The organism is Aquabacterium sp. (genome assembly GCF_034003525.1).
Lineage (GTDB): Bacteria > Pseudomonadota > Gammaproteobacteria > Burkholderiales > Burkholderiaceae_C > Aquabacterium.
In genome coordinates, this window is record NZ_JAVEYN010000017.1 from 63,819 (window position 1) to 86,701 (window position 22,883).

16 protein-coding genes and 6 tRNA genes are annotated in these 22,883 nt (G+C 63.8%); 17 read left to right on the forward strand and 5 right to left on the reverse strand.

The annotated features are described in order from the left end of the window. Positions 1–57: 57 nt before the first annotated feature. Positions 58–1,299, forward strand: coding sequence for a D-alanyl-D-alanine endopeptidase (gene pbpG / locus RBT42_RS11205; protein ID WP_413785889.1), 1,242 nt, complete (start codon positions 58–60; stop codon positions 1,297–1,299). 49 nt (positions 1,300–1,348) lie between these two features. Here the strand turns inward: pbpG and RBT42_RS11210 are convergent, their stop codons facing one another. Next, positions 1,349–2,095 carry an IclR family transcriptional regulator gene (locus RBT42_RS11210; RefSeq protein ID WP_320365114.1) on the reverse strand — a complete coding sequence of 249 codons (747 nt, stop codon included), beginning with the start codon at positions 2,093–2,095 and terminating at the stop codon, positions 1,349–1,351. 143 nt (positions 2,096–2,238) lie between these two features. On the opposite strand from RBT42_RS11210, the gene RBT42_RS11215 reads away from it, so the two are divergent. After that, on the forward strand, positions 2,239–3,441 hold the full coding sequence (locus RBT42_RS11215) for a TIGR03790 family protein (RefSeq protein WP_320365116.1): 1,203 nt from the start codon (positions 2,239–2,241) through the stop codon (positions 3,439–3,441). A 45-nt stretch (positions 3,442–3,486) separates the two neighbouring features. On the opposite strand, the gene RBT42_RS11220 is transcribed toward RBT42_RS11215, so the two are convergent. After that, positions 3,487–4,386 (reverse strand): phytoene/squalene synthase family protein, encoded by a 900-nt coding sequence (locus RBT42_RS11220; RefSeq protein ID WP_320365118.1) that lies wholly within the window; start codon positions 4,384–4,386, stop codon positions 3,487–3,489. Positions 4,387–4,513: 127 nt separating this feature from the next. Here RBT42_RS11220 and RBT42_RS11225 point away from each other — a divergent pair, with 127 nt between their 5' ends. The 10 genes from RBT42_RS11225 to RBT42_RS11270 all read left to right on the forward strand — a co-directional run bounded on the left by RBT42_RS11225 (position 4,514) and on the right by RBT42_RS11270 (position 15,604). Then, a complete protein-coding gene (locus RBT42_RS11225) occupies positions 4,514–5,674 on the forward strand; it encodes an efflux RND transporter periplasmic adaptor subunit (RefSeq protein ID WP_320365119.1) in 1,161 nt (386 codons plus the stop codon). A gap of 18 nt (positions 5,675–5,692) precedes the next feature. Further along, entirely contained in the window at positions 5,693–8,833 is a 3,141-nt protein-coding gene (locus RBT42_RS11230; RefSeq protein ID WP_320365121.1) for an efflux RND transporter permease subunit, read from the forward strand. Between the two features lie 100 nt (positions 8,834–8,933). After that, positions 8,934–9,020, forward strand: a tRNA-Leu gene (locus tag RBT42_RS11235). A 38-nt stretch (positions 9,021–9,058) separates the two neighbouring features. Continuing rightward, the gene (gene tig, locus RBT42_RS11240; protein WP_320365123.1) at positions 9,059–10,378 is read left to right on the forward strand and encodes a trigger factor; all 1,320 of its coding nucleotides are present in this window, start codon (positions 9,059–9,061) and stop codon (positions 10,376–10,378) included. Between the two features lie 266 nt (positions 10,379–10,644). After that, entirely contained in the window at positions 10,645–11,253 is a 609-nt protein-coding gene (clpP, locus tag RBT42_RS11245) for an ATP-dependent Clp endopeptidase proteolytic subunit ClpP (protein ID WP_320365125.1), read from the forward strand. A 78-nt stretch (positions 11,254–11,331) separates the two neighbouring features. Beyond that, the gene (clpX, locus tag RBT42_RS11250; RefSeq protein WP_320365127.1) at positions 11,332–12,609 is read left to right on the forward strand and encodes an ATP-dependent Clp protease ATP-binding subunit ClpX; all 1,278 of its coding nucleotides are present in this window, start codon (positions 11,332–11,334) and stop codon (positions 12,607–12,609) included. 115 nt (positions 12,610–12,724) lie between these two features. Beyond that, positions 12,725–15,154 carry an endopeptidase La gene (gene lon, locus RBT42_RS11255; RefSeq protein WP_320365128.1) on the forward strand — a complete coding sequence of 810 codons (2,430 nt, stop codon included), beginning with the start codon at positions 12,725–12,727 and terminating at the stop codon, positions 15,152–15,154. Between the two features lie 165 nt (positions 15,155–15,319). Then, positions 15,320–15,395 (forward strand) — tRNA-Gly (locus RBT42_RS11260). A gap of 14 nt (positions 15,396–15,409) precedes the next feature. Continuing rightward, positions 15,410–15,483 (forward strand) — tRNA-Cys (locus RBT42_RS11265). A 45-nt stretch (positions 15,484–15,528) separates the two neighbouring features. Next, positions 15,529–15,604 (forward strand) — tRNA-Gly (locus RBT42_RS11270). Positions 15,605–15,811: 207 nt separating this feature from the next. Here RBT42_RS11270 and RBT42_RS11275 read toward each other — a convergent pair. Next, positions 15,812–15,900, reverse strand: a tRNA-Leu gene (locus RBT42_RS11275). Positions 15,901–16,068: 168 nt separating this feature from the next. Here RBT42_RS11275 and RBT42_RS11280 point away from each other — a divergent pair. Further along, positions 16,069–16,144: transfer RNA gene (locus RBT42_RS11280), tRNA-Gly, on the forward strand. 111 nt (positions 16,145–16,255) lie between these two features. Here RBT42_RS11280 and murI read toward each other — a convergent pair. Next, entirely contained in the window at positions 16,256–17,098 is an 843-nt protein-coding gene (murI, locus tag RBT42_RS11285) for a glutamate racemase (RefSeq protein WP_320365129.1), read from the reverse strand. Between the two features lie 175 nt (positions 17,099–17,273). Between murI and RBT42_RS11290 the strand changes: the two genes are divergently transcribed. The 4 genes from RBT42_RS11290 (at position 17,274) to RBT42_RS11305 (ending at position 21,938) form a co-directional block, all read left to right on the forward strand. Further along, a complete protein-coding gene (locus tag RBT42_RS11290; RefSeq protein ID WP_320365130.1) occupies positions 17,274–18,023 on the forward strand; it encodes an electron transfer flavoprotein subunit beta/FixA family protein in 750 nt (249 codons plus the stop codon). Positions 18,024–18,034: 11 nt separating this feature from the next. Continuing rightward, a complete protein-coding gene (locus RBT42_RS11295) occupies positions 18,035–18,967 on the forward strand; it encodes an electron transfer flavoprotein subunit alpha/FixB family protein (RefSeq protein ID WP_320365131.1) in 933 nt (310 codons plus the stop codon). 88 nt (positions 18,968–19,055) lie between these two features. Beyond that, positions 19,056–20,861, forward strand: coding sequence for an acyl-CoA dehydrogenase (locus RBT42_RS11300; protein WP_320365132.1), 1,806 nt, complete (start codon positions 19,056–19,058; stop codon positions 20,859–20,861). A 111-nt stretch (positions 20,862–20,972) separates the two neighbouring features. Beyond that, entirely contained in the window at positions 20,973–21,938 is a 966-nt protein-coding gene (locus RBT42_RS11305) for a nitronate monooxygenase family protein (RefSeq protein ID WP_320365134.1), read from the forward strand. Between the two features lie 56 nt (positions 21,939–21,994). Here the strand turns inward: RBT42_RS11305 and RBT42_RS11310 are convergent, their stop codons facing one another. Further along, on the reverse strand, positions 21,995–22,804 hold the full coding sequence (locus RBT42_RS11310) for a hybrid sensor histidine kinase/response regulator (protein ID WP_320365140.1): 810 nt from the start codon (positions 22,802–22,804) through the stop codon (positions 21,995–21,997). Positions 22,805–22,883: the final 79 nt, after the last annotated feature.

Genomic DNA, 22,883 nt, shown 5'->3' on the forward strand with positions numbered 1-22,883 from the left:
AACTGGAAGAAAAACTGGCTGACTTGGGCGCTCGCATCGCTGCTGAGTCTGGCGGTCATGGTGCCTGCTCAGGCCGCCCGTGCCGAGTCGACCAAGAGCAGTACCAAGACCTCCGTCAAGAAGTCGAGCAGCAAGTCGGCGTCCGCCAAATCCAAGGTGGTGGCGAAGAAGGCGTCTTCCAGCAAGGAGCGGGTGGCCAAGTCGTCGGCACGCAAGAAGGTCAAGGACACCCAGGTCGCGCGCGCCTCGGCCAAGAAGTCGAATCGGGCTGAGACCCGTGCCGAGCGACTGGCCCGCGTCCGCGCCGAAGCGCGTCAGGCCAAGGCAACCCAGCGCTCGTCGGGCATCCGCCAGGCCGTGGCCTCGGCTGCCGATCGCCGTGCCGTGCGTCCGCTGGTGGTGCGTTCGCACTTGTCTTCGCAGTCGGCCAACAACTTCAGCGGCTTGACCCCGGCAGCCGGTGCAGCGCGCGCGTCTTATGGCCAGATCTACGGCTTGCACCAGACCCCGGACCCGCTGGATCTGAAATCCAGCGTCGCGCTGGTCATGGACCAGGACACCAACGAGGTCGTGTTTGCCAAGAATTCCGAGGCGGTCTTGCCCATTGCCTCCCTGACCAAGCTGATGACGGCCCTCGTCATGGTGGAGGCTCACCTGCCTTACGACGAAGCCATCACCATCACCCACGACGATGTGGACACCGAAAAGAACAGCAGCTCGCGCCTGGCGGTGGGTACCACCCTGAGCCGTGGCGAGCTCCTGCATCTGGCGCTGATGTCGTCTGAAAACCGTGCCGCCCATGCGCTGGGCCGCACCTATCCGGGCGGCTTGGGCGCGTTCGTGCGTGTCATGAACGCCAAAGCCCGCAGCCTGGGCATGATCGACACCCGTTATGTTGACCCGACGGGCCTCAACAGCGGCAACCAGTCCAGCGCCAAAGACCTGGCCTCACTGGTCAAGGCGGCTTACCAGCATCACCTGATCCGTGAGCTGTCGGTCTCGCCCGAGCATGCGGTGAACCTGGGTAATCGCCAGCTGCAGTATCGCAACACGAACAGTCTGGTGCGCAACCCGGCCTGGGACATCGGTCTGCAAAAGACCGGTTACATCGTCGAGGCGGGGCGTTGCCTGGTCATGCAGGCCAAGATGGCCGGTCGCAAGTTCATCATGGTGTTCCTCGACTCGGCGGGCAAGCATTCGCGCCAGGCCGATGCCGAGCGCGTGCGCCGCTGGATCGAAGAGGCTTCCATGAAGGGAGCCGTAGGCAGCGTCACGCTGACCCGCTCGAACGCCTCCTGATCGTTCAACGCGCACACGGCCCGCCCATCGGAAGATGGCGGGCCGTTTGTCATTCAAGGGCAGACCAGCCCAGGGCGGTCGAGACCTGTTGAGCCGTGGCTTTCAGCGCCTCGACCCACTCGCTGCGCAGGTCGCCGCCCTGCCACGACAGGGTCAGGCTGGCGACCACCTGTCCCAGATCGTTGCGAACGGGCACGGCCGCCATGTGCTGGCCAACGCCCAGGGCGTCATGGTGCAGGGCGATGCCTTGGGCGCGGATGGTGCTCAATTCGTGCTGCAAGCTGTCTAGCGTGTCGGCTTGCAGCTGACACAGGGCCTGTAGCAGCAGCCCGGCTTCGTCCAGCAGCAGCACTTTGCCTGCCGCGCTGCGCGTCAAGGGCGTGCGCAGGCCGTCGGTCCGGGTGAGGTGGATGCCATGGCGCTCGGCCACCGTGCGCTCGACGCACACCGCCTCGTCATCCTGGCGCACGAACAGCGAGACCACGTGCCCCGAGAGCCGGTGCAGCTCCTGCATCGGCCGGGCCGCCTGCTCGCGCACGTCGAGCCGCGACTTGACCAGGTTGCCCAGCGTCATCAGGCGCATGCCCAGGCGGTAGTGTCCTGGGCCGGAGCGCTCGACCAGGCCACCGGCAGCCAGGTCGTTGAGGATGCGGTGGGCCGTGGAAGGGTGCAGGCCGGTGCGTTCGCTGGCCGCCTTCAGAGAGATGGCTTGCCCCTCGCTGGCCAGAACGTCGAGCAAGGCAAACATCCGGCTCATCACCTGCACGGACGTGGTCGGGGTGGGCGAATCACTCATCGGCATTTCTTTCGACGAAGGGGATTTTGATAGGTGATATTCCACCGGAACACGGAAATAATCAACTGCACCCCGGGTGCTTGCTCTGTCGGAGACCCTGGATTCGGTATTTCATGGCACCTGATTTCTGTGGACCTTGCTGGATGAGCCTCTCTGTTCTTCGCAGGCTGTGCCTGACCCTCCTGGCCGTGTGGGCCGGCACCCTGCATGCCGCAGACCCGGCGCCGTCTCCTGCGGGCGTGGCAGTGGCCGCCCCGGCGTCTCGCCCCACGTCGCAACCGGCCAGCGCGCTGGCGGCGTCGGGCGCCGCCTCCGCCTCCTCAGCTGCCTCGGCACCTCTGCCAGAGCGACGCTGGGTGCGCGCTCCCCGCGTGCATGGCCGGCTCACGGCCGAGGACCTGGGGCTGGTCATCAACGAAGAGGACCCTTACTCCGTTCAGATCGGCGCCTACTACGCCAAGGCGCGGCAGATCCCGGCGTCCCGCATCCTCAAGGTGCGCCTGCCGGTCAAGTCCACGCTCACGCCAGCAGAGTTCGAGGCGTTTGCCAAAGAGGTGGACGCCTTTTTCGGGAAGCGGGTGCAGGGCCTGGCCTTGAGCTGGCGCCAGCCCTATGCGGTCAACTGCAATGCCATCACCGGGGCCCTGGCCATGGGCTACGACCACCGCCTGTGCCAGAACACCTGCGGCGTCAGCCGCGCGTCGACCTACTTCGGCGGCATCTCGACACGGCCCCACCACGACCATGGCATGCGCTTGAGCATGTTGCTGGCGGCCAGCGACGTGGCATCTGCCAAGGCCATGATCGATCGAGGCGTGCGCGCTGACCACACCCTGGGACTGCGCGGGGCGCTGCCGGCCCAGGTGCATTACGTCAGCACCTCCGACCGGATCCGCAGCCAGCGTCGGCTGCTTTTCCCACCTGCGGGGCAGGTGCGGCAGTTCGGCATCGAGGTCCACCTCGATGAGACCGATGCACTGCAGGATGTCGATCGCGTCTTGCTGTACCTGACAGGGCGCGAGCGCGTTGAGCACCTGAACACCGTCGGTTTTCTGCCTGGCGCCCTGGCCGACCACCTGACCTCCTTCGGCGGGGCACTGGAGGCGTCGCACGGGCAGATGACCGTGCTGTCCTGGATCGATGCCGGGGCCACGGCCAGCTACGGCACGACCAGCGAGCCCTGTGCCCATCTCCAGAAATTCCCGGATCCTCAGGCCCTGCTGCTGTTTTATCTGCAAGGCGCCACGGCGCTGGAGGCTTACTGGAAGAGCGTGCGGTGGCCTCAGCAGGGCCTCTTTGTGGGCGAACCGCTGGCCGCGCCCTTCAGTCGCAGCACTGGAAACTGAGGCCGCATCCGGCCTGGGCGGCCTGCGCGGTCAGGGGCCCGAGGTTCAGTTCAGCCAACCCCAGCGCACGCGCTGGCCGATCCACCACTTGCGCAGCGGGGTGAGCAGCACCCGCTCATGCAGGATGCGGTCGCCTTTGCCGGCGATCTCCTGCAGTTGCGTCAGGTGAATGTGGGCCAGCACCCGCAAAGGCAGCAGCGCCTCGAACTCTGCCGCTGGCAAGGCCTCGATGGCTGCGAGCCCTTGCTCGATGCTGGCGCGGGCCTGTTCGGTCAGGTGTTGCAGCAATCCCGGCCAGCCGGCAGGCGCCTGAGCTGCATCCGGCTTGCTCAACTGGTGGGCCTTCACATCGTGGGTCTGCAGCACCTCGATCGCCACATTGACCCAACCCAGCCGCGCATCCAGTCCCAGCCGCGCCACCTGGTGCGACTGGCGCAAACCCGTGCCCAGCACGCAGGCTGCTGACCGTGCCGGCATGCTGCTGGCGCCCAGGATGCACGCAGCCCCTTCCAGTGCTGCCCCGGTGCTCATGCGGTTGTGCCGCAGCAAGGCGGCATCGTCCAGCCAGCGCGTCTGGTGCACCAACTGGATCAGACCGTCGATCTGCTGCGTCCACAGCGCCAACTCGGGCCAGATGCTGGGCTCGGCCAGCGGGGGCAGGGCGGCACGGGCCTGCATCAAGGGATGGTGCGCCTGGCCCGCCAGGCTGTCTCGCACTTCTTGCGCCCACCAGCGCAGCTTGGTCTCGGCCACGCCGGCATCGCTGACTTCCAGCGGGATGCGGCTGACCTCGTGCCACCACTGCAGCCACACCAGCAGGGCAGGGCGCAAGGCCGGCGGGCTGCTGCGCAGCGCGTGGTACAGGCTGCTGCCCGGGCGCGGGACCGGCGTGGCAGCGTGGGCAGGGAGGGCGGCAAGGGGTGAGGGGGAAGGGGGCGAATTCATGTCATCAGGCCAAGGGCGAACCGCCATTGTCTCAATTGCTCAATTGACAGGTGCAAACCCTATTTTCTACATTACTGACCCGCGGGTCAGTTACGATTGCGCCTCGCCTCCTTCTTTGCGAAACAACATGAACACTCTGCGCTGGTCCAAGGCTCCTTACTACGTTCTTTTGCCCCTGATGGCGGCCCTGTTGGCCGGATGCGGCAAGAAGCCTGTGGCCGAGCCACCCGTGCGCTCGGTGCGCACGCTGGTGCTGGCAGAAACCGGCGGGGTGCTCGAGCGTGAATTTGCGGCCGAGATCCGAGCGCGCACCGAGTCTCGCCTGGGCTTTCGCGTCGGGGGCAAGGTCAACCGTCGCCTGGTCGAGCTCGGGCAAACCGTGACCCGAGGCCAGGTGCTGGCCCAGCTCGACCCGCAAGACCTGCAGCTGGGCCAGGAGGCAGCGCGTGCCGGTCTGGCTGCGGCCGAGGCGCAAGCCGCCCAGGCCGCAGCCAATTACAAGCGCTTTGTCGAACTCAAGTCGCAGGGCTTCATCAGCGCCGCGGAGCTGGAGCGCCACGACACCATGAACAAGGCCGCCCAGGCCTCCCTGCGTCAAGCGCGGGCCCAGGCAGGCGTGCAAGGCAACCAGACCAGCTACGCGGCCCTCACGGCCGACGCCCCGGGCGTCATCACCGGGGTGGACCTGGAGCCCGGCATGGTGGTCGGCGCCGGCATGCCGGTGCTGACCCTGGCCCATGACGGTCCGCGCGACGCCGTGTTCTCCGTCCCCGAAGACATGGGTCCGACCATCCGTGCCCTGATGGGCAAGCCCGGAGCGCTCAAGGCCCGCCGCTGGGGCACGCAAGACTGGGTGCCCGTCACGGTGCGTGAAGTGGCCGCCGCCACCGATCCGCTGACCCGCACCTATCTGGTCAAGGCAGACGTCGGCCGCGCTGGTTTCGATCTGGGGCAGACGGCCACCGTCGTGATGAATGCGCCCGTCCGCGCCGCCCAAGGCGTGCGCGTGCCCGTCAACGCCCTGGCCGAGCGGGGTGGCAAGTCCGTGCTGTGGGTGCTCGACGGCAAGGCCATGACGGTCAACCCCGTGCCGGTGACGACCAAGGACATCACTGGCAATGTGATCCTCGTCTCCCAAGGCATCCAGCCCGGCCAGGAAATCGTCACGGCGGGCGTCCACGTGCTGACGCCGGGTCAGAAGGTGCGCCGTTACCAGGCCCCCAACGCCGGCGCCCAGCCTGCCGCTTCGCCCGCTTCCGCCACGCCGACCTCCGGCGCCGCATCCTGATCGAGCGGGAGTTCACGCATGTCGATGTCCCGCCAATCCTGGTCCAAGGACCAGCGTTTCAACGTGTCCCGTTGGGCGCTCGAGCACCCGGCCCTCACGCGTTATCTGATGATCGTGCTGATGGTGCTGGGCGCCGCCGCCTATTTCAACCTCGGCCAGGACGAAGACCCCCCCTTCGCCTTCCGCGTGATGGTCGTGCGCGCCTACTGGCCTGGCGCCACCGCGCAGGAAGTGGCCGAACAGGTCACCGACAAGATCGAGCGCACCCTGCAAGAGGTGCCCTACGCCGACAAGATCCAGTCCTACACCAAGCCGGGCGAGTCCTTCACCCTGATGATGGTCAAGGACTACTCGCCACCCAAGGAAATTCCCAACCTCTGGTACCAGGTGCGCAAGAAGGTGGGCGACATGCGTCACACCTTGCCCCAGGGTGTGATCGGCCCCTTCTTCAACGACGAATTCGGTGACGTCTACGGCTCCATTTACGCCCTGTCGGCCGATGGCTTTTCGCAGGAAGAGCTGCGTCAGTTCGCCGAGCGCGTGCGATCCGAAATGCTGCACGTGCCCAATGTGGCCAAGGTGGAGCTGTTCGGCGTGCAGCCCGAAAAGCTCTTCATCGAGATTCCGCAGCGCCGCCTGGCGCAACTGGGCATCGACATGGGGCAGGTGCTGACCCAGTTGAACGCGCAGAACGCCGTGGAAGGCGCGGGGGTCTATGCGGGTGACCGCAACAACATCCAGATGCGCGTCAACGGCGCCATCCAGTCTGTCGAGCAGTTGCGCGGCCTGCCGATCCGCGTCATCCACCCGGTCACCCAGCAAGCCCGCACTCTCAAGCTGGGCGACATCGCCACCATCCGCCGCGGCTACGAAGATCCCCCCACGACCAAGGTCCGCCATCAGGGCAAGGATGTGGTCGCACTGGGCGTGTCCATGGCCAAGGGTGGGGACATCATCGCCCTGGGCAAGAGCCTGACCGAAACCACCGAGCGGCTGCGCAACGAGCTGCCCGTCGGCATCGAGCTGACGCAGATCCAGAACCAGCCTCAGTCCGTGTCCTCCTCGGTGGGTGAGTTCGTCAAGGTGCTGCTCGAAGCTGTCTTCGTGGTGCTGGCGGTCAGCTTCCTGAGCCTGGGGCTGCACACCAAGCCCTGGCGCCTCGATGTCTGGCCCGGTCTGGTCGTGGCCATCACGATCCCGCTGGTGCTGGCCGTCACCTTCCTCATCATGAAATACTGGGGCGTGGGTCTGCACAAGATCTCGCTGGGCGCGCTCATCATCGCGCTGGGCCTGCTGGTCGACGACGCCATCATTGCCGTCGAGATGATGGTCCACAAGCTCGAAGAGGGCTACGACAAGATGCACGCGGCCACGGCGGCCTACGACCTGACCGCCATGCCCATGCTGACCGGCACCCTCATCACCGCTGCGGGCTTCCTGCCCATCGGCATGGCCAACTCGGCCACGGGTGAGTACACCTTCGCCATCTTCGCCGTCACGGCCGCCGCCTTGGTCATTTCGTGGATCGTGTCGGTGTACTTCGTGCCCTACCTGGGCCAGCAGCTGCTCAAGACCAAGCCCAAGATCGCACACGGCAGCAACGAAGACCTGTACGACACCCCCTTCTACAGCCGCTTCAAGGCGACGGTGAACTGGTGTGTCGAGCACCGCTGGATCACCATTGGCCTCACCATCGGTGCCCTGGTGCTGGGCGTCATGGGCATGGGTAAGGTGCAGCAGCAGTTCTTCCCCGATTCCAGCCGCCCAGAGATCCTGGTCGACCTGTGGTTGCCCGAAGGCAGCAGCTTTGATGCCACCGAAGACCTCGCCCATCGCGTCGAGCAGCGCCTGATGAAGGAGCCCGGTGTGACGGCGGTCAGCACCTGGGTGGGCTCGGGCCTGCCGCGCTTCTACCTGCCGATGGACCAGATCTTCCCGCAGACCAACGTCAGCCAGATGGTGGTCTTGCCCAAGGACCTGGAAACCCGTGAGACGCTGCGTCAGAAACTGCCCGAGTTGATGGCCGCCGAGTTCCCCGAACTGCGCACCCGCGTGAAGCTGCTGCCCAACGGCCCCCCGGTGGCCTATCCGGTGCAGTTCCGCATCGTTGGCGAAGACGTGAACACCCTGCGTCAGTTCGCCGAAGAGGCCAAGGCCCTCATGCGCGCCCACCCGGACATGAATGGCATCAACGACAACTGGAACGAGTCGGTCAAAGCCATCCGTCTGCAGGTGGATCAGGACAAGGCCCGCGCTCTGGGTGTGAGCACGCAGTCGATTGCCCAGGCCAGCCGCATCCTGACCTCCGGCGCCACCGTGGGCCAGTACCGCGAAGGTGATCGCCTCATCGACATCACCCTGCGCGCGCCCCAATCCGAGCGCCTGACGCTGGAAGCCCTGGACAACGCCTACGTGCCCACGGCCACCGGCCGCATGGTGCCGGTGTTGCAAGTGGCCAAGCCCAAGCTCGTCTGGGAGCCCGGCGTGCTGTGGCGCGATGGCCGTCACTTCGCCATCACGGTGCAGGGCGACGTGCGCGAAGGCGTGCAAGGCCCGACCGTCAGCAGTGTGCTGTGGCCCAAGATGCAGGAATTGCAGTCCCGCATGCCATCGGGCTACCGTGTGGTGCTGGCCGGTACCGCCGAGGAAAGCAGCAAGGGGCAGGGCGCCATCTTCGCCAACCTGCCAGTCATGCTCTTCATCATCTTCACGCTGCTGATGCTGCAGTTGCAGAGCTTCTCGCGTGCTGTGCTGGTCTTCCTGACCGGCCCGATGGGCATCGTTGGCGTCGCCATGGCCTTGCTGGCGCTCAACCGTCCGTTTGGCTTCGTGGCGCTGCTGGGTGTGATCGCCCTGATGGGCATGATCATGCGCAACTCCGTCATCCTGATCGACCAGATCGAGAAGGACCGTGCGGTGGGCGTGCCCGCCTGGGATGCCGTGGTCGGTGCGGCCGTGCGTCGCTTCCGCCCCATCGTGCTGACCGCCGCGGCTGCCGTGCTGGCGATGATCCCGCTGAGCCGCAGCAACTTCTGGGGTCCGATGGCCGTGGCCATCATGGGCGGCCTGATTGTGGCCACCGTGCTGACCCTGCTGGCCCTGCCGGCGATGTACGCCGCCTGGTTCCGCGTGAAACGCCCGGAGACCACCCCAACTTGAGCGTGTCTCAAACAGGGTCTGAGCCGCGTTAGAATCTGCGGTTCAGACCAATTCAGCCAGTTTGGCCGCCTGAAGGTGGCCAAACTTTTTCACAGTCTAGGCGCGGGTGGCGAAATTGGTAGACGCACCAGGTTTAGGTCCTGACGCCAGCAATGGTGTGGGGGTTCGAGTCCCCCCCCGCGCACCAGACACATTCATTTCTTACTCATACTGAGAGTTCACAACATGGCTATCACCGTGGAGACCCTCGACAAGCTGGAGCGCCGCATCACGCTGTCGCTGGCAGCCGACGCCCTCAAGAACGAAGTCGACGCCCGCCTGAAGAAGCTGGCCCGCACCACCAAGGCCGACGGCTTCCGTCCCGGCAAGGTGCCCATGAACGTCGTGGCCCAGCGCTACGGCTACTCCGTGCAGTACGAAGTGGTCAACGACCAGCTCGGCGCTGCCTTCGCCAAGGCTGCTCAAGAAGCCGGCCTGCGCGTGGCCGGTCAGCCCAGCATCTCTGAAAAAGAAGGCGGCCCCGTTGAAGGCCAGCTGCAGTTCGATGCCACCTTCGAGGTCTATCCCGAAGTCACCATCGGCGACCTGAGCGCCGCCGAAGTCGAGCGCGCCACTGCCGAAGTCAACGACGCTGCCATCGACCGCACCGTTGAAATCCTGCGCAAGCAGCGTCGCACCTTCGCCCAGCGTCCCGCCGCCGAAGGCGCCGCTGACGGTGACCGCGTGACCATCGACTTCGAAGGCAAGATCGACGGCGTGCCGTTCGAAGGCGGCAAGGCCGAAGGTTTCCAGTTCCTGGTCGGCGAAGGCCAGATGCTCGAAGCGTTCGAGAAGGCCGTGCGCGGCATGAAGGCTGGTGATTCCAAGACCTTCCCCCTGGCCTTCCCTGAGGACTACCACGGCAAGGACGTCGCCGGCAAGGAAGCCGACTTCCTGGTCACCGTCAAGAAGGTCGAAGCTCAGCAACTGCCCGAGCTGAACGAAGAGTTCATCAAGAGCCTGGGTCTGGCCGACGGTTCCGTCGACGCCCTGCGCGCCGACATCAAGCGCAACCTGGAACGCGAAGTGAAGTTCCGCGTGGCTGCCCGCAACAAGGCTGCCGCCATGGAAGCCCTGCTGGGTGCCGTCGACTTCGATCTGCCCAAGTCCCTGGTCGATGCCGAAACCGACCGCCTGCTGGAAGGCGCCCGCGCCGACCTGAAGGCCCGTGGCATCAAGGACGCTGACAAGGCCCCGATCCCCGCCGAAATGTTCAAGCCCCAGGCTGAACGCCGCGTGCGTCTGGGTCTGGCCGTGGCCGAACTGGTCAAGGCCAACAACCTGCAAGCCAAGCCCGAGCAACTGCAAGCCCACATCGAAGAGCTGGCACAGAGCTACGAGCAACCGGCCCAGGTCGTCGCCTGGTACATGAGCGACCGCCAACGCATGGCCGAAGTCGAAGCCGTTGTGATCGAAAGCAACGTCGCTGACTTCATCCTGTCCAAGGCCAAGGTCACCGACAAGGCTCTGTCGTTCGAAGAACTGATGGGCCAGCAAGGCGCCTGATCCGGTACGCACCCCTCGCCGTTGCGTCGCCTTTTTTCAGGTGACGCAAGGCAGGCAAGGCACCTGCCTCCCTTACGGGAGCAGGTGCTTTTGTTTTGAAGGGCTTTCCAGGGCCTGCACCTGACTGTGCGTGCAAACAACGGAAAATCGATTCGCACTGACGAGGGGATTCCTCGCCCGCGAGTCGGCTTTTTTGCACGTCATAATCAATCGACATACACATCTGCGGCGTCCCGTCAACGGGGTGCCGGCACTGAAGGAAGCACATGAGCGCACTGGACATTCAAAACCTGGGCATGGTGCCCATGGTCATTGAGCAATCGGGCCGTGGTGAGCGCGCCTACGACATCTACAGCCGCCTGCTGCGCGAGCGCGTGATCTTTCTGGTCGGCCCCGTCAACGACCAGACGGCCAACCTCGTCGTGGCCCAGTTGCTGTTCCTCGAAAGCGAAAACCCCGACAAGGACATCTCGCTCTACATCAACTCGCCCGGTGGCAGCGTCAGCGCTGGCATGTCCATCTTCGACACGATGAACTTCATCAAGCCGAACGTGTCGACGCTGTGCATGGGCATGGCCGCCTCCATGGGCGCCTTCCTGCTGGCTGCTGGCGAAAAGGGCAAGCGTTTTGCCTTGCCCAACTCCAAGATCATGATTCACCAGCCCCTGGGCGGTGCACAAGGTCAGGCCACGGACATCGAGATCCACGCCCGCGAAATCCTGAAAACCCGCGAGCAACTCAACAAGATCCTGGCCGACCGCTCGGGCCAGCCGCTGGACAAGATCCAGAACGACACCGAGCGCGATTACTACATGTCGGCCGAAGAGGCCGCCACCTACGGACTCATCGACAAGGTGATCGACAAGCGCGGTTAAGGCCAGGGCTGGACCGCCAGCCCAATTGTCTTATCATGCGTCGAACCCACCTTGCCTCCACTTTGACAGGCCCGCAACATGCCCGATAAAAAAGGCTCTTCCAGCGACAAAATCTTGTACTGCTCTTTCTGCGGAAAGAGCCAGCACGAGGTCAAAAAGCTCATCGCCGGCCCGTCGGTCTTCATCTGCGACGAGTGCATCGAGCTGTGCAACGACATCATCCGTGATGAAGTGGCCGCCGAGGCCGAACAGGCTCGTCCGGCCAAAAGCGACCTGCCGGTGCCCTCCGAGATCAAGTCCAGCCTCGATCAGTACGTGATCGGGCAGGACCGTGCCAAGCGCACCTTGTCGGTGGCTGTGTACAACCACTACAAGCGCCTCAAGCACATGGGCCATGGCGAAGGCAAGAAAGCCGACGTCGAACTGGCCAAGAGCAACATCCTGCTGATCGGCCCGACCGGCTCCGGCAAGACTTTGCTGGCCCAGACCCTGGCCCGCCTGCTCAATGTGCCCTTCGTGATCGCCGACGCCACCACCCTGACCGAAGCCGGTTACGTGGGTGAGGACGTCGAAAACATCATCCAGAAGCTGCTGCAGAACTGCAACTACGATGTGGAAAAGGCCCAGCGCGGCATCGTCTACATCGACGAAATCGACAAGATTTCGCGCAAGTCTGACAACCCCTCGATCACGCGCGACGTGTCGGGTGAGGGCGTGCAGCAGGCCTTGCTGAAGCTGATCGAAGGCACCATGGCGTCCGTGCCCCCGCAGGGCGGCCGCAAGCACCCGAATCAGGACTTCCTGCAGATCGACACGACCAACATCCTTTTCATCTGCGGCGGTGCGTTTGACGGCCTGGAAAAGATCATCCAGAGCCGCTCTGTCAAGTCCGGCATCGGCTTCGGTGCCGAAGTGCAGAGCAAGGACGAGCGCAAGGCTGCCGAGCTCTTCCGCGAGGTCGAGCCCGAGGACCTGATCAAGTTCGGCATCATCCCCGAGCTGATCGGCCGGATGCCGGTGGTCGCCACCCTGGGTGAGCTCACCGAAGACGCCATGATCCAGATCCTGACCGAGCCCAAGAATGCCTTGGTCAAGCAGTACCAGCAGCTCCTGAGCATGGACGGGGTCGAGCTCGAAATCCGTCCGGCTGCCTTGCACGCCATCGCCCGCAAGGCCTTGGCACGCAAGACCGGCGCGCGTGGTCTGCGCTCCATCCTGGAAGAGTCGCTGCTGGACACGATGTTCGAATTGCCCGCTCAGGAAGGCGTGCAGAAGGTGGTTCTGGACGAATCAACGATCGAAGAAAACGCCAAGCCCTTGTTGGTGTACCGGGAACAGGCCAAGGCCAGTGCCTGAGCGTGTTTGACGCGCTCTGTGGGGCACCGCTGAAAACCTGTGAAACTGGTTTTCGCGGTGCCCTTGTGTTTTGTCGATGAGGCCCCAAGTGGGCATCAGAGAAAGTGAGCCCTATATGTCTGGACACCCCATTCTTCCCTCGGACCCCATCACGCTGCCGCTGCTGCCGCTGCGCGATGTCGTGGTCTTCCCACACATGGTGATCCCGCTGTTTGTGGGGCGCCCCAAGTCCATCAAGGCCCTGGAAGCCGCGATGGAAGCTGGCCGTCAGATCATGCTGGTGGCCCAGAAAGCCGCTGGCAAGGACGAGCCCAAGTCGGACGACATGTTCGACATCGGCTGCGTCTCCAGCATCCTGCAACTGCTGAAGCTGCCCGACGGCACCGTCAAGGTGCTGGTCGAAGGCGTGCAGCGTGCCAACACCAAGTCGATCGACGACAGTGGTGAGTTTTTCATGGCTGAAGTGGAGCCCATTCAGCCCGAGGGTGACGTCACCCCCGAGGTGGAGGCCCTGCGCCGTGCGGTCACCCAGCAGTTTGACCAGTACGTCAAGCTCAACAAGAAGATCCCGCCCGAGATCCTCACCTCGATCTCCGGCATCGATGACGCCGGCCGTCTGGCTGACACCATCGCCGCCCACCTGCCGCTCAAGCTCGAAGCCAAGCAATCGGTGCTGGACCTGTTCTCGGTCTCGCAACGCCTGGAAAAGCTGCTCGAGCAGCTCGAACACGAAGTCGACATCCTGCAAGTCGAAAAGCGCATCCGTGGCCGCGTCAAGCGCCAGATGGAGAAGTCGCAGCGCGAGTACTACCTGAACGAGCAGGTCAAGGCCATCCAGAAGGAGCTGGGCGAGGGTGAAGAGGGCGCCGACTTCGAAGAGCTGACCAAGAAGGTCGAGGCCGCGCGCATGCCCAAGGAAGCGCGCAAGAAGGCCGACGCCGAGCTCAAGAAGCTCAAGCTGATGTCGCCCATGTCGGCTGAAGCCACCGTGGTGCGCAACTACATCGAGACCCTGTGCAACCTGCCCTGGAGCAAGAAGTCCAAGGTCAAGCACGACCTGACCAATGCCGAGCACGTGCTCAACGAAGAGCACTACGGCCTCGACAAGGTCAAGGAACGCATCCTTGAGTATCTTGCTGTCCAGCAACGCGTGGACAAGGTCAAGGCGCCCATCCTGTGTCTGGTTGGGCCTCCGGGCGTCGGCAAGACCTCGCTGGGGCAATCGATCGCCCGTGCGACCGGCCGCAAGTTCGTGCGCATGGCCCTGGGTGGCGTGCGTGACGAGGCCGAGATCCGTGGTCACCGCCGCACCTACATCGGCTCTATGCCGGGCAAGGTGCTGCAGAGCCTGAGCAAGGTCGGGGTGCGCAACCCGCTGTTCCTGCTCGACGAGATCGACAAGCTGGGCATGGACTTCCGTGGCGATCCGTCTTCGGCGCTGCTGGAAGTGCTCGACCCCGAGCAGAACCACACCTTCGGCGATCACTACATCGAGCTCGACTTCGACCTGTCGGACGTGATGTTCGTGGCCACCTCGAATTCGCTGAACATCCCGCCGGCGCTGTTGGACCGGATGGAAGTGATTCGCCTGGCCGGTTACACCGAAGACGAGAAGGTGCACATCGTTCAGACCTATCTGTTGCCCAAGCAACTGAAGAACAACGGCGTGAAGGAAGCTGAGCTGGAAGTCGCTGAAAGCGCCATCCGCGGCATCATCCGTTACTACACCCGCGAAGCCGGTGTGCGTTCGCTGGAACGCGAGGTCTCCAAGATCTGTCGCAAGGTGGTCAAGGGCGTGGCGCTCAAGCAGTACACCGAGAAGGTGGTGGTGACCGACGAGAACCTCAACGACTTCCTGGGCGTGCGCAAGTACAGCTACGGCGAAGCGACCAAGGACAACCAAATTGGTCAGGTCGTGGGCCTGGCCTGGACCGAGGTGGGCGGTGATCTGCTGACCATCGAAGCCGCCGTGATGCCTGGCAAGGGCAACATCATCCGCACCGGCCAGTTGGGCGATGTGATGAAGGAGTCGGTCGAGGCCGCCCGTACCGTGGTGCGCAGCCGCGCGGCACGCCTGGGCATCAAGGACGAGCTGTTCGAAAAGCGCGACATCCACATCCACGTGCCCGATGGCGCCACCCCGAAGGATGGCCCGAGCGCAGGTGCGGCGATGACGACGGCCTTCGTGTCGGCGCTGACCGGCATCCCGGTGCGCGCTGACGTGGCCATGACGGGTGAAATCACCCTGCGTGGTGAGGTCACGGCCATCGGTGGTTTGAAGGAGAAGTTGCTGGCGGCTCACCGCGGTGGCATCAAGACGGTGCTGATTCCGGAAGAGAACGTCAAGGACCTCGCCGAGATCCCCGAGAACGTCAAGAGCCAGATCGAGATCGTGCCGGTCAAGTGGATCGACAAGGTGCTGGAAGTGGCGCTGGTGCGCCAGCCCGAGGCCTTGCCGGACGAGGAGGCCAAGGTCGAAGCCAAGCCGGAAGCGGCGGGTGCTGCGCCTGCGTCGCCTGCCAGCAACGACCTGCTCAAACATTGAAAAAGTTTGGGTGGCGTTGACGAAAAGGCCAAAAACGCGCTATAGTTCAGTTCTTCGCTGATCACGCGCCAAACGTGATCAAAGCAGCAAAGCAAACGGCAACGTTAGAGCATCTGTTAAAGCGAAGGCTGCAAGCTGACGGACGTGTCTGGCAGCGCGCAACATGCGGGATTAGCTCAGTTGGTAGAGCGATACCTTGCCAAGGTATAGGTCGAGAGTTCGAGTCTCTTATCCCGCTCCAAATTTCGAGATGTTGGCGCGGTAGCAAAGCGGTTATGCGTCGGATTGCAAATCCGTTGAGCCCGGTTCGACTCCGGGCCGCGCCTCCAGTCAAGCCTTCAGGCTCACCAGCCTGAAAGCAGCATAGTGAATATGCGGGATTAGCTCAGTTGGTAGAGCGATACCTTGCCAAGGTATAGGTCGAGAGTTCGAGTCTCTTATCCCGCTCCAATTCAAAGGGAGTCCATGAAAGTGGACTCCCTTTTTGCTTGGGCGCTCGGCGGGCGAACAGGTTCGGCCGCAGTGGATGTGCCCGACTGGCAGGGGCGAGTCTGGGCGGTGGTGCCTGCCGCTGTGTGCTGATGGATGTGCTGGATGACGCTGACCTTCCCAGGCCAAGCGGTGCCCGTGAGTTCCGAGTGTGTCGGAATGCGAGATTGGTGCCCCGGACCCGACTCGAACGGGCACGACGTTTTGGCGTCGGCGGATTTTAAGTCCGCTGTGTCTACCGATTTCACCACCAGGGCTGTGGCGGCAAGTGTAAGGTGAGCCGGCGTGGCTGATGGTGTTGATGGCAGTACGCAACACTCTTGCGAAAGAGTGCAAAATCAAGGCATAATTAAGGTCTTCGCTGATCGACACGCCAAATCGATCAAGACGCAAGTCAAGCGAGCGTTGCGATCACAGCAACACATGCGGGATTAGCTCAGTTGGTAGAGCGATACCTTGCCAAGGTATAGGTCGAGAGTTCGAGTCTCTTATCCCGCTCCACATTCCCAAAGGGAGTCTGTTGTCACAGACTCCCTTTTTGTTTTGGGCGTCACCCCGCAGTGAGGCTACAGCGCGTCGCGCTCAGGTCATGGCGTCAACAGGCCGGCAGCCTCAGGGCAGGGCCTGCGCCTCGGTCTTCAGATTGAACCAGCGTTGCACGACCCGACTCAGCAGGGCGGGGTTGCCGCTGCTCCAGAAGCGGATGTGGCCACCCGCGCTCTGCGGCGTGCAGGCTGGCAGCTCGGTCACGAGGTGGGCCACATGGCGCGCTACCGCATCGGAGGTGTCGATGATGCGCACTTCGGGTCCCAGCACTTGCTCGAACAGGGGGCGCACGAAAGGGTAGTGCGTACAGCCCAGCACGATGGTGTCGCTGTGGGCTTCTTGCAGCGGCCGCGCAAATTGCGTGACCAGCTCGCGCAAGCGTGGCGTGTCCAGCTCACCGCCCTCGATCTCTTTGGCCAGGCCTGGACAGGCCTGCAAGGTGATCTCCGCATGGCGCCCGTGCCGCTCGACCAGGTGCTGAAACTTTGGGCTGGACAGGGTGCCAGGGGTGGCCAGCACGCCGATCCGCCCACTGGGGGAGTGGGCTACCGCGGGTTTCACGCCGGGCTCCACCCCAACAATGGGCACGTTCGGCCAGCGCGCGCGCAACTGTTGTGCGGCCGCGGCTGTCGCCGTATTGCATGCGATCACGATGGCCTGCGCCCCTTGCGCCAGCAGGAAGTCGGTGATGTACTCACTGCGCGCGATGATCTCGGTTGTGTCCTTTTCCCCGTAAGGGGCATGGCCGGAGTCGGCCACATACAACATGTCGGCCAGCGGCAGGTACTGGTGCAGCGCGCGCAGCACCGACAGGCCACCCAGTCCCGAGTCGAAGACACCGATGCGTCGATGAAGCCCTTGCTGGACGGGGGAGGTGACGGCGTCTGAGGCGGGGGGGCGGGCTGACATGGCGCAAAAAATCGGTCTTCTTGGGGACTGCTTTGACTGCGAACTCGCGTATTGTCTGTCTTTTGCGAGCTTAGGGGGTTCACGGACCTCGAAGTCACGCTAGAATCGAACGATCGTGCTTTTTTCGGCGCGGCAAATTTTTTCTCAACTTCCTCATGACGCAGGAGAACAACTCATGAAGGTTCTGGTTCCGGTCAAGCGGGTTGTGGACTACAACGTGAAAGTTCGCGTGAAGTCTGACGGCTCTGGTGTCGACATCGCCAACGTCAAGATGTCCATGAACCCCTTCGACGAAATCGCCGTTGAAGAAGCCACCCGCCTGAAGGAAAAGGGCGTGGTCACCGAGATCATCGCTGTCTCCGTGGGCCCGGCCCAGTGCCAGGAAACCCTGCGCACCGCCATGGCCATCGGTGCCGACCGCGGCATCCTGGTGGAAACCGACGCCGAAGTGCAGCCCCTGGCCGTGGCCAAGGTGCTGAAGGCGCTGGTCGACAAGGAACAGCCTCAGCTGATCATCCTGGGCAAGCAAGCCATTGACGACGACTCCAACCAGACTGGCCAGATGCTGGCTGCCCTGGCAGGTCTGCCCCAAGGCACGTTCGCTTCCAAGGTGGAAGTCGCAGGCGACAAGGTCAGCGTGACCCGCGAAGTCGACGGTGGTCTGGAAACCGTGTCCCTGAGCCTGCCGGCCGTGGTCACCACCGACCTGCGTCTGAACGAGCCTCGCTACGTGACGCTGCCCAACATCATGAAGGCCAAGAAGAAGCCCCTGGACACCGTGAAGCCGGCTGACCTGGGTGTGGACGTGGCCCCCCGTATCAAGACCCTGAGCGTGGCCGAGCCGGCCAAGCGTTCTGCTGGCATCAAGGTGGCCGACGTGGCGACCTTGGTCGACAAGCTCAAGAACGTCGCCAAAGTGATCTGAGGAGATAACCCATGACCGCTCTCGTTATTGCTGAACACGACAACAACAGCATCAAGGGTGCCACCCTCAATGTGGTGACCGCCGCCAAGGCCCTCGGTGGCGACGTGGTGGTGCTGGTGGCCGGTGCCAACGCTGGTGCCGCTGCCGCTGCCGCTGCTCAAATCGCTGGCGTTTCCAAGGTCCTGCACGCTGACGGCGCTCAACTGGCCGATGGCCTGGCTGAGAACGTGGCCGAGCAAGTGCTGGCCGTGGCTTCGGGCTACAGCCACATCCTGTTCCCCGCCACCGCTTCGGGCAAGAACGTGGCTCCCCGCGTGGCTGCCAAGCTGGACGTGGCCCAGATCTCTGAAATCACCAAGGTGGTTTCGGGCGACACCTTCGAGCGTCCCATCTACGCCGGCAACGCCATTGCCACCGTGCAATCGGCCGACGCCGTCAAGGTGCTGACCGTGCGCGGTACCGCTTTCGACGCTGCTGCCACCACCGGTGGTGCCGCTGCCGTGGAAACCATCGCTGCTGTCGGCGATTCGGGCAAGTCGTCGTTCGTCGGTCGCGAAGTGACCAAGTCCGAGCGTCCTGAACTGACCGCCGCCAAGATCATCGTGTCGGGTGGCCGTGCCCTGGGCTCGTCGGAGAAGTTCAACGAAGTGCTGCCTCCGCTGGCTGACAAGCTGGGCGCCGCCATCGGTGCTTCGCGCGCTGCCGTGGACGCTGGCTACGCTCCGAACGACCTGCAAGTTGGTCAGACCGGCAAGATCGTGGCTCCTGAGCTGTACATCGCCTGCGGTATCTCGGGCGCCATCCAGCACTTGGCCGGCATGAAGGATTCCAAGGTCATCGTGGCCATCAACAAGGATCCGGAAGCCCCCATCTTCCAGGTGGCCGACTTCGGTCTGGAAGCTGACCTGTTTGTGGCTGTCCCCGAGCTGGTCAAGGCTCTGTAATCTGGTCCAGATGGCAGGCGCAGGTCTGCATCATTGAGCCATCTGGGGCGTCTTTCGAGGCGCCCCTTTTCGTTTATCGGAGAACAACATGAGTTTTCGCGCTCCCGTCAAAGACCAGCTCTTCTGCATGAAGGAGCTGGCTGGCATCGATCAGGTTGCCACCATCCCCGGTTTTGAAGACGCTGGCTATGAAACCGCTCAGGCTGTGCTGGAAGAGTCGGCCAAGTTCAACGAAGGCGTGGTCGCGCCTCTGAACTGGTCCGGTGACCAGGACCACGGTTCGTGGGACAACGGTGTGGTGCGTGCCTCCAAGGGCTTCAAGGAAGCCTACGCCGCGCTGGCCGAAGGTGGCTGGCAAGGTCTGGGTCAACCGCTGGAGTACGGCGGCCAGGGCCTGCCCAAGATCATCGGTGCGGCTTGCGTCGAGCAGACCATGGCGGCCAACCTGAGCTTCTCGCTGTGCTCCATCTTGACTGGTGGCGCCATCGAGGCCCTGCTGACCGCGGGCAGCGACGAGCTCAAGACCCGCTACATCCCGAACATGGTGTCGGGCAAGTGGACGGGCACGATGAACCTGACCGAGCCGCAAGCCGGTTCGGACTTGGCGCTGGTGCGCTCCAAGGCCGTCAAGCAAGACGACGGCACCTACCGCATCTCTGGCCAGAAGATCTTCATCACCTACGGTGAGCACGACATGGTGGAGAACATCGTTCACCTGGTGCTGGCACGTACCCCCGATGCGCCTGAAGGCGTGAAGGGCATCTCGCTGTTCGTGGTGCCGAAGTTCATGGTCAACGCCGACGGTTCGCTGGGCCAGCGCAACGACGTGTACTGCGCCTCCATCGAAGAGAAGCTGGGCATCAAGGCCTCGCCGACCGCGGTGCTGGTTTACGGTGACGACAAGGGCGAAGTGGGCCCGGGCGCCATCGGTTACCTGGTGGGCGAAGAAAACCGCGGCCTGGAATACATGTTCATCATGATGAACGCCGCTCGCTACGACGTGGGTCTGCAGGGTATCGCCGTGTCCGAGCGCGCTTACCAGCACGCCGTGGCCTATGCCAAGGATCGCGTGCAGTCGCGTCCAGTGGACGGTTCGGCCAAGGAGTCCGTGGCCATCATCCATCACCCTGATGTGCAGCGTATGCTGATGACCATGCGCGCCCTGATCGAAGGCGCTCGTGCCATGGCCCTGGTGGGTGCGGCTGCGTACGACAATGCGCACCACAATCCCAACGCCGAGGAAGCCAAGAAGGCGCAGGCTTTCTATGAATTCCTGGTGCCGCTGATCAAGGGCTTCTCGACCGAGAACTCGGTGGAAGTGACCTCGCTGGGTGTGCAGGTGCACGGTGGCATGGGCTTCATCGAAGAAACCGGTGCCGCTCAGTACTACCGCGATTCGCGCATCCTGCCGATCTACGAAGGCACGACCGCCATCCAGGCCAACGACCTGGTGGGCCGCAAGACCGCCCGTGACGGTGGTGCCGTGGCCAAGGCCATTGCCGCTCAGATCGCCGATCTGGAAGGCCAGCTGGCTGGCCGCGACAGCGCTGCCGGCAAGAAGCTGGCAACCCAGTTGAAGGCCGCTCGCGAGTCCTTCCTGCAGGTGGTCGACTTTGTGCTGGCCAACGTCAAGAGCAAGCCGAACGCCGTGTTCGCCGGTTCGGTGCCTTACCTGATGCTGACCGCCAACCTGGTGTCCGGCTGGCAGATGGCCCGCTCGCTGATCATTGCCGAAGACAAACTGGCCGCCGGTGAGGATGCCGACTTCATGAAGGCCAAGATCGCCACGGCCCGTTTCTACGGCGACCACATCCTGGCTCGCGTGGCTTCGCTGCGTGACACCATCCTCCACGGTGGTGAGAGCGTGACCGCCATGCCGCTTGAAGCGTTCTGAGCGTTGACGCGTTGAGTTGTCGGACAATCACCCTGAGGGATTGAACGACACATCCGATGCCCTCATTCGGTCCTGACCGGTGAGGGCATTTTCATTTGTTGAGGAGATTTCATGGCTTTGCCCGATGTTCTGAAGCGTGTGCCCTTTCCGGTGATTGCCTCGCCGCTGTTCATCATCAGCAACCCCAAGCTGGTGATCGCGCAGTGCCAGGCGGGCGTGGTGGGCTCGATGCCGGCGCTCAATGCGCGCCCGGCCGAGCAGCTGGAAGACTGGCTGGCCGAGATCACCGAGACGCTGGCCGCGTGGGACAAGGCGCATCCGGATCAACCGGCGGCGCCCTTTGCCATCAACCAGATCGTGCACAAGAGCAACGACCGCTTGGAGCACGACATGGCCCTGTGCGAGAAGTACAAGGTGCCCATCGTGATCACGTCCCTGGGTGCGCGTGAGGACGTGAACCAGGCGGTGCACGGCTGGGGCGGGGTGGTGATGCACGACATCATCAATAACCGGTTTGCACGCAAGGCGATCGAGAAGGGCGCCGATGGCCTGATCGCGGTGGCGGCCGGCGCCGGTGGTCATGCCGGGACGACCAGTCCATTTGCGCTGGTGCAGGAAATCCGCGAGTGGTTTGATGGCCCGCTGGCTCTGTCTGGTTCGATCGCGCATGGCCGCTCGATCCTGGCGGCGCAGGCGATGGGGGCGGATTTCGCCTACATCGGCTCGGCCTTCATTGCCACCGACGAGGCACGCGCGGCCGAGGCCTACAAGCAGATGATCGTGGACAGCAGCAGTGCCGATGTGGTGTACAGCAGCAAGTTCACCGGCGTGCATGGCAATTACCTGCGCGGCTCGATCGTCAACGCAGGGCTGGACCCGGAGAACCTGGGCGAGGGCGATCCCAGCGAGATGACGTTTGGCAGCGATCGTGATGCCAAGCGGGCCAAGGCCTGGAAGGACATCTGGGGTTCGGGGCAGGGTATTGGCGCCGTCAAGCAGGTGCTGCCGGCGGCCGAGCTGGTTGCGCGCTTGAAGGCGGAGTACGCCGAGGCGCGTCGCGCCCTGTGTGGGAGCTGAGCTCGGGGTTGGCGACCCAGCGGACGGGTGTGCCGATCCCTGGCGGATGACCGGGGTCAGCGCTGCCCGAGCTTGAAGGCGATCAGGGCCCGCAGGCGGGTGGGGATCACCGGCTTGAGCAGCAGGTGGAAGTCTTCGCTGCGGGCTTCGTTTTCGTGGCCGCTCATGGTGCTGCCGGTGACCATGATGACCGGGAGGTCAGCGCCGAAATGCGCTCGCATGAGGTGGATGACCTCGATGCCGGTGCGCTGCTCGGGCAGGCGATAGTCGGCGATGAGCAGATCCGGTCGCACCTCGGTGTGAGCGGCCCACGCCGCCACGGCGTCGAGTGTGTCGAAAGCGCTGACGGTGGCGCCCCAGCCTTTGAGCAGGATTTCCAGGCCTTCGGCCACGGCCGGTTCGTCTTCGACCACCACGATGTGGCGGCGGTCGAGGGTGAGCGGGGGGCGGGCCCGTGGCGGGGTGTCGGCCATGGGGGCGCGTACGGCTTTGCCGACGGGCAGCAGCAGCGTGAAGACGGTGCCATGACCCACGCGGGAGCGCAGGGTCAAGGGGGCATCCATGAGTTTGGCCAGGCGTTTGACGATGGCCAGGCCCAGCCCCAGGCCCTTGCGGTGGTGGGGCTCCAGCGGACGCTTGCTCTGGGTCTGGTAGAACTCTTCGAAGATGCGCTCTTGCTCCTTGGGCAGGATGCCCAGGCCACTGTCCCAGACTTGCAGGCAGAGGTGATCACCCCGCGGGCGGCAGCTGACGAGCACGCCACCGTCTTCGGTGTAGCGGATGGCGTTGGAGATCAGGTTGCGCAGGATGCGTTCGACCGTATGCGTCCGGCGAACACATGTTGACGCGCAGTCAACACGCCGGATTCAGCTTCTCGCGGGCACCCAGCGATGCGGCAGCAACTCGCTAATCTGACTGGCCTTGTGCGTGGGCAGGCGTTGCAGC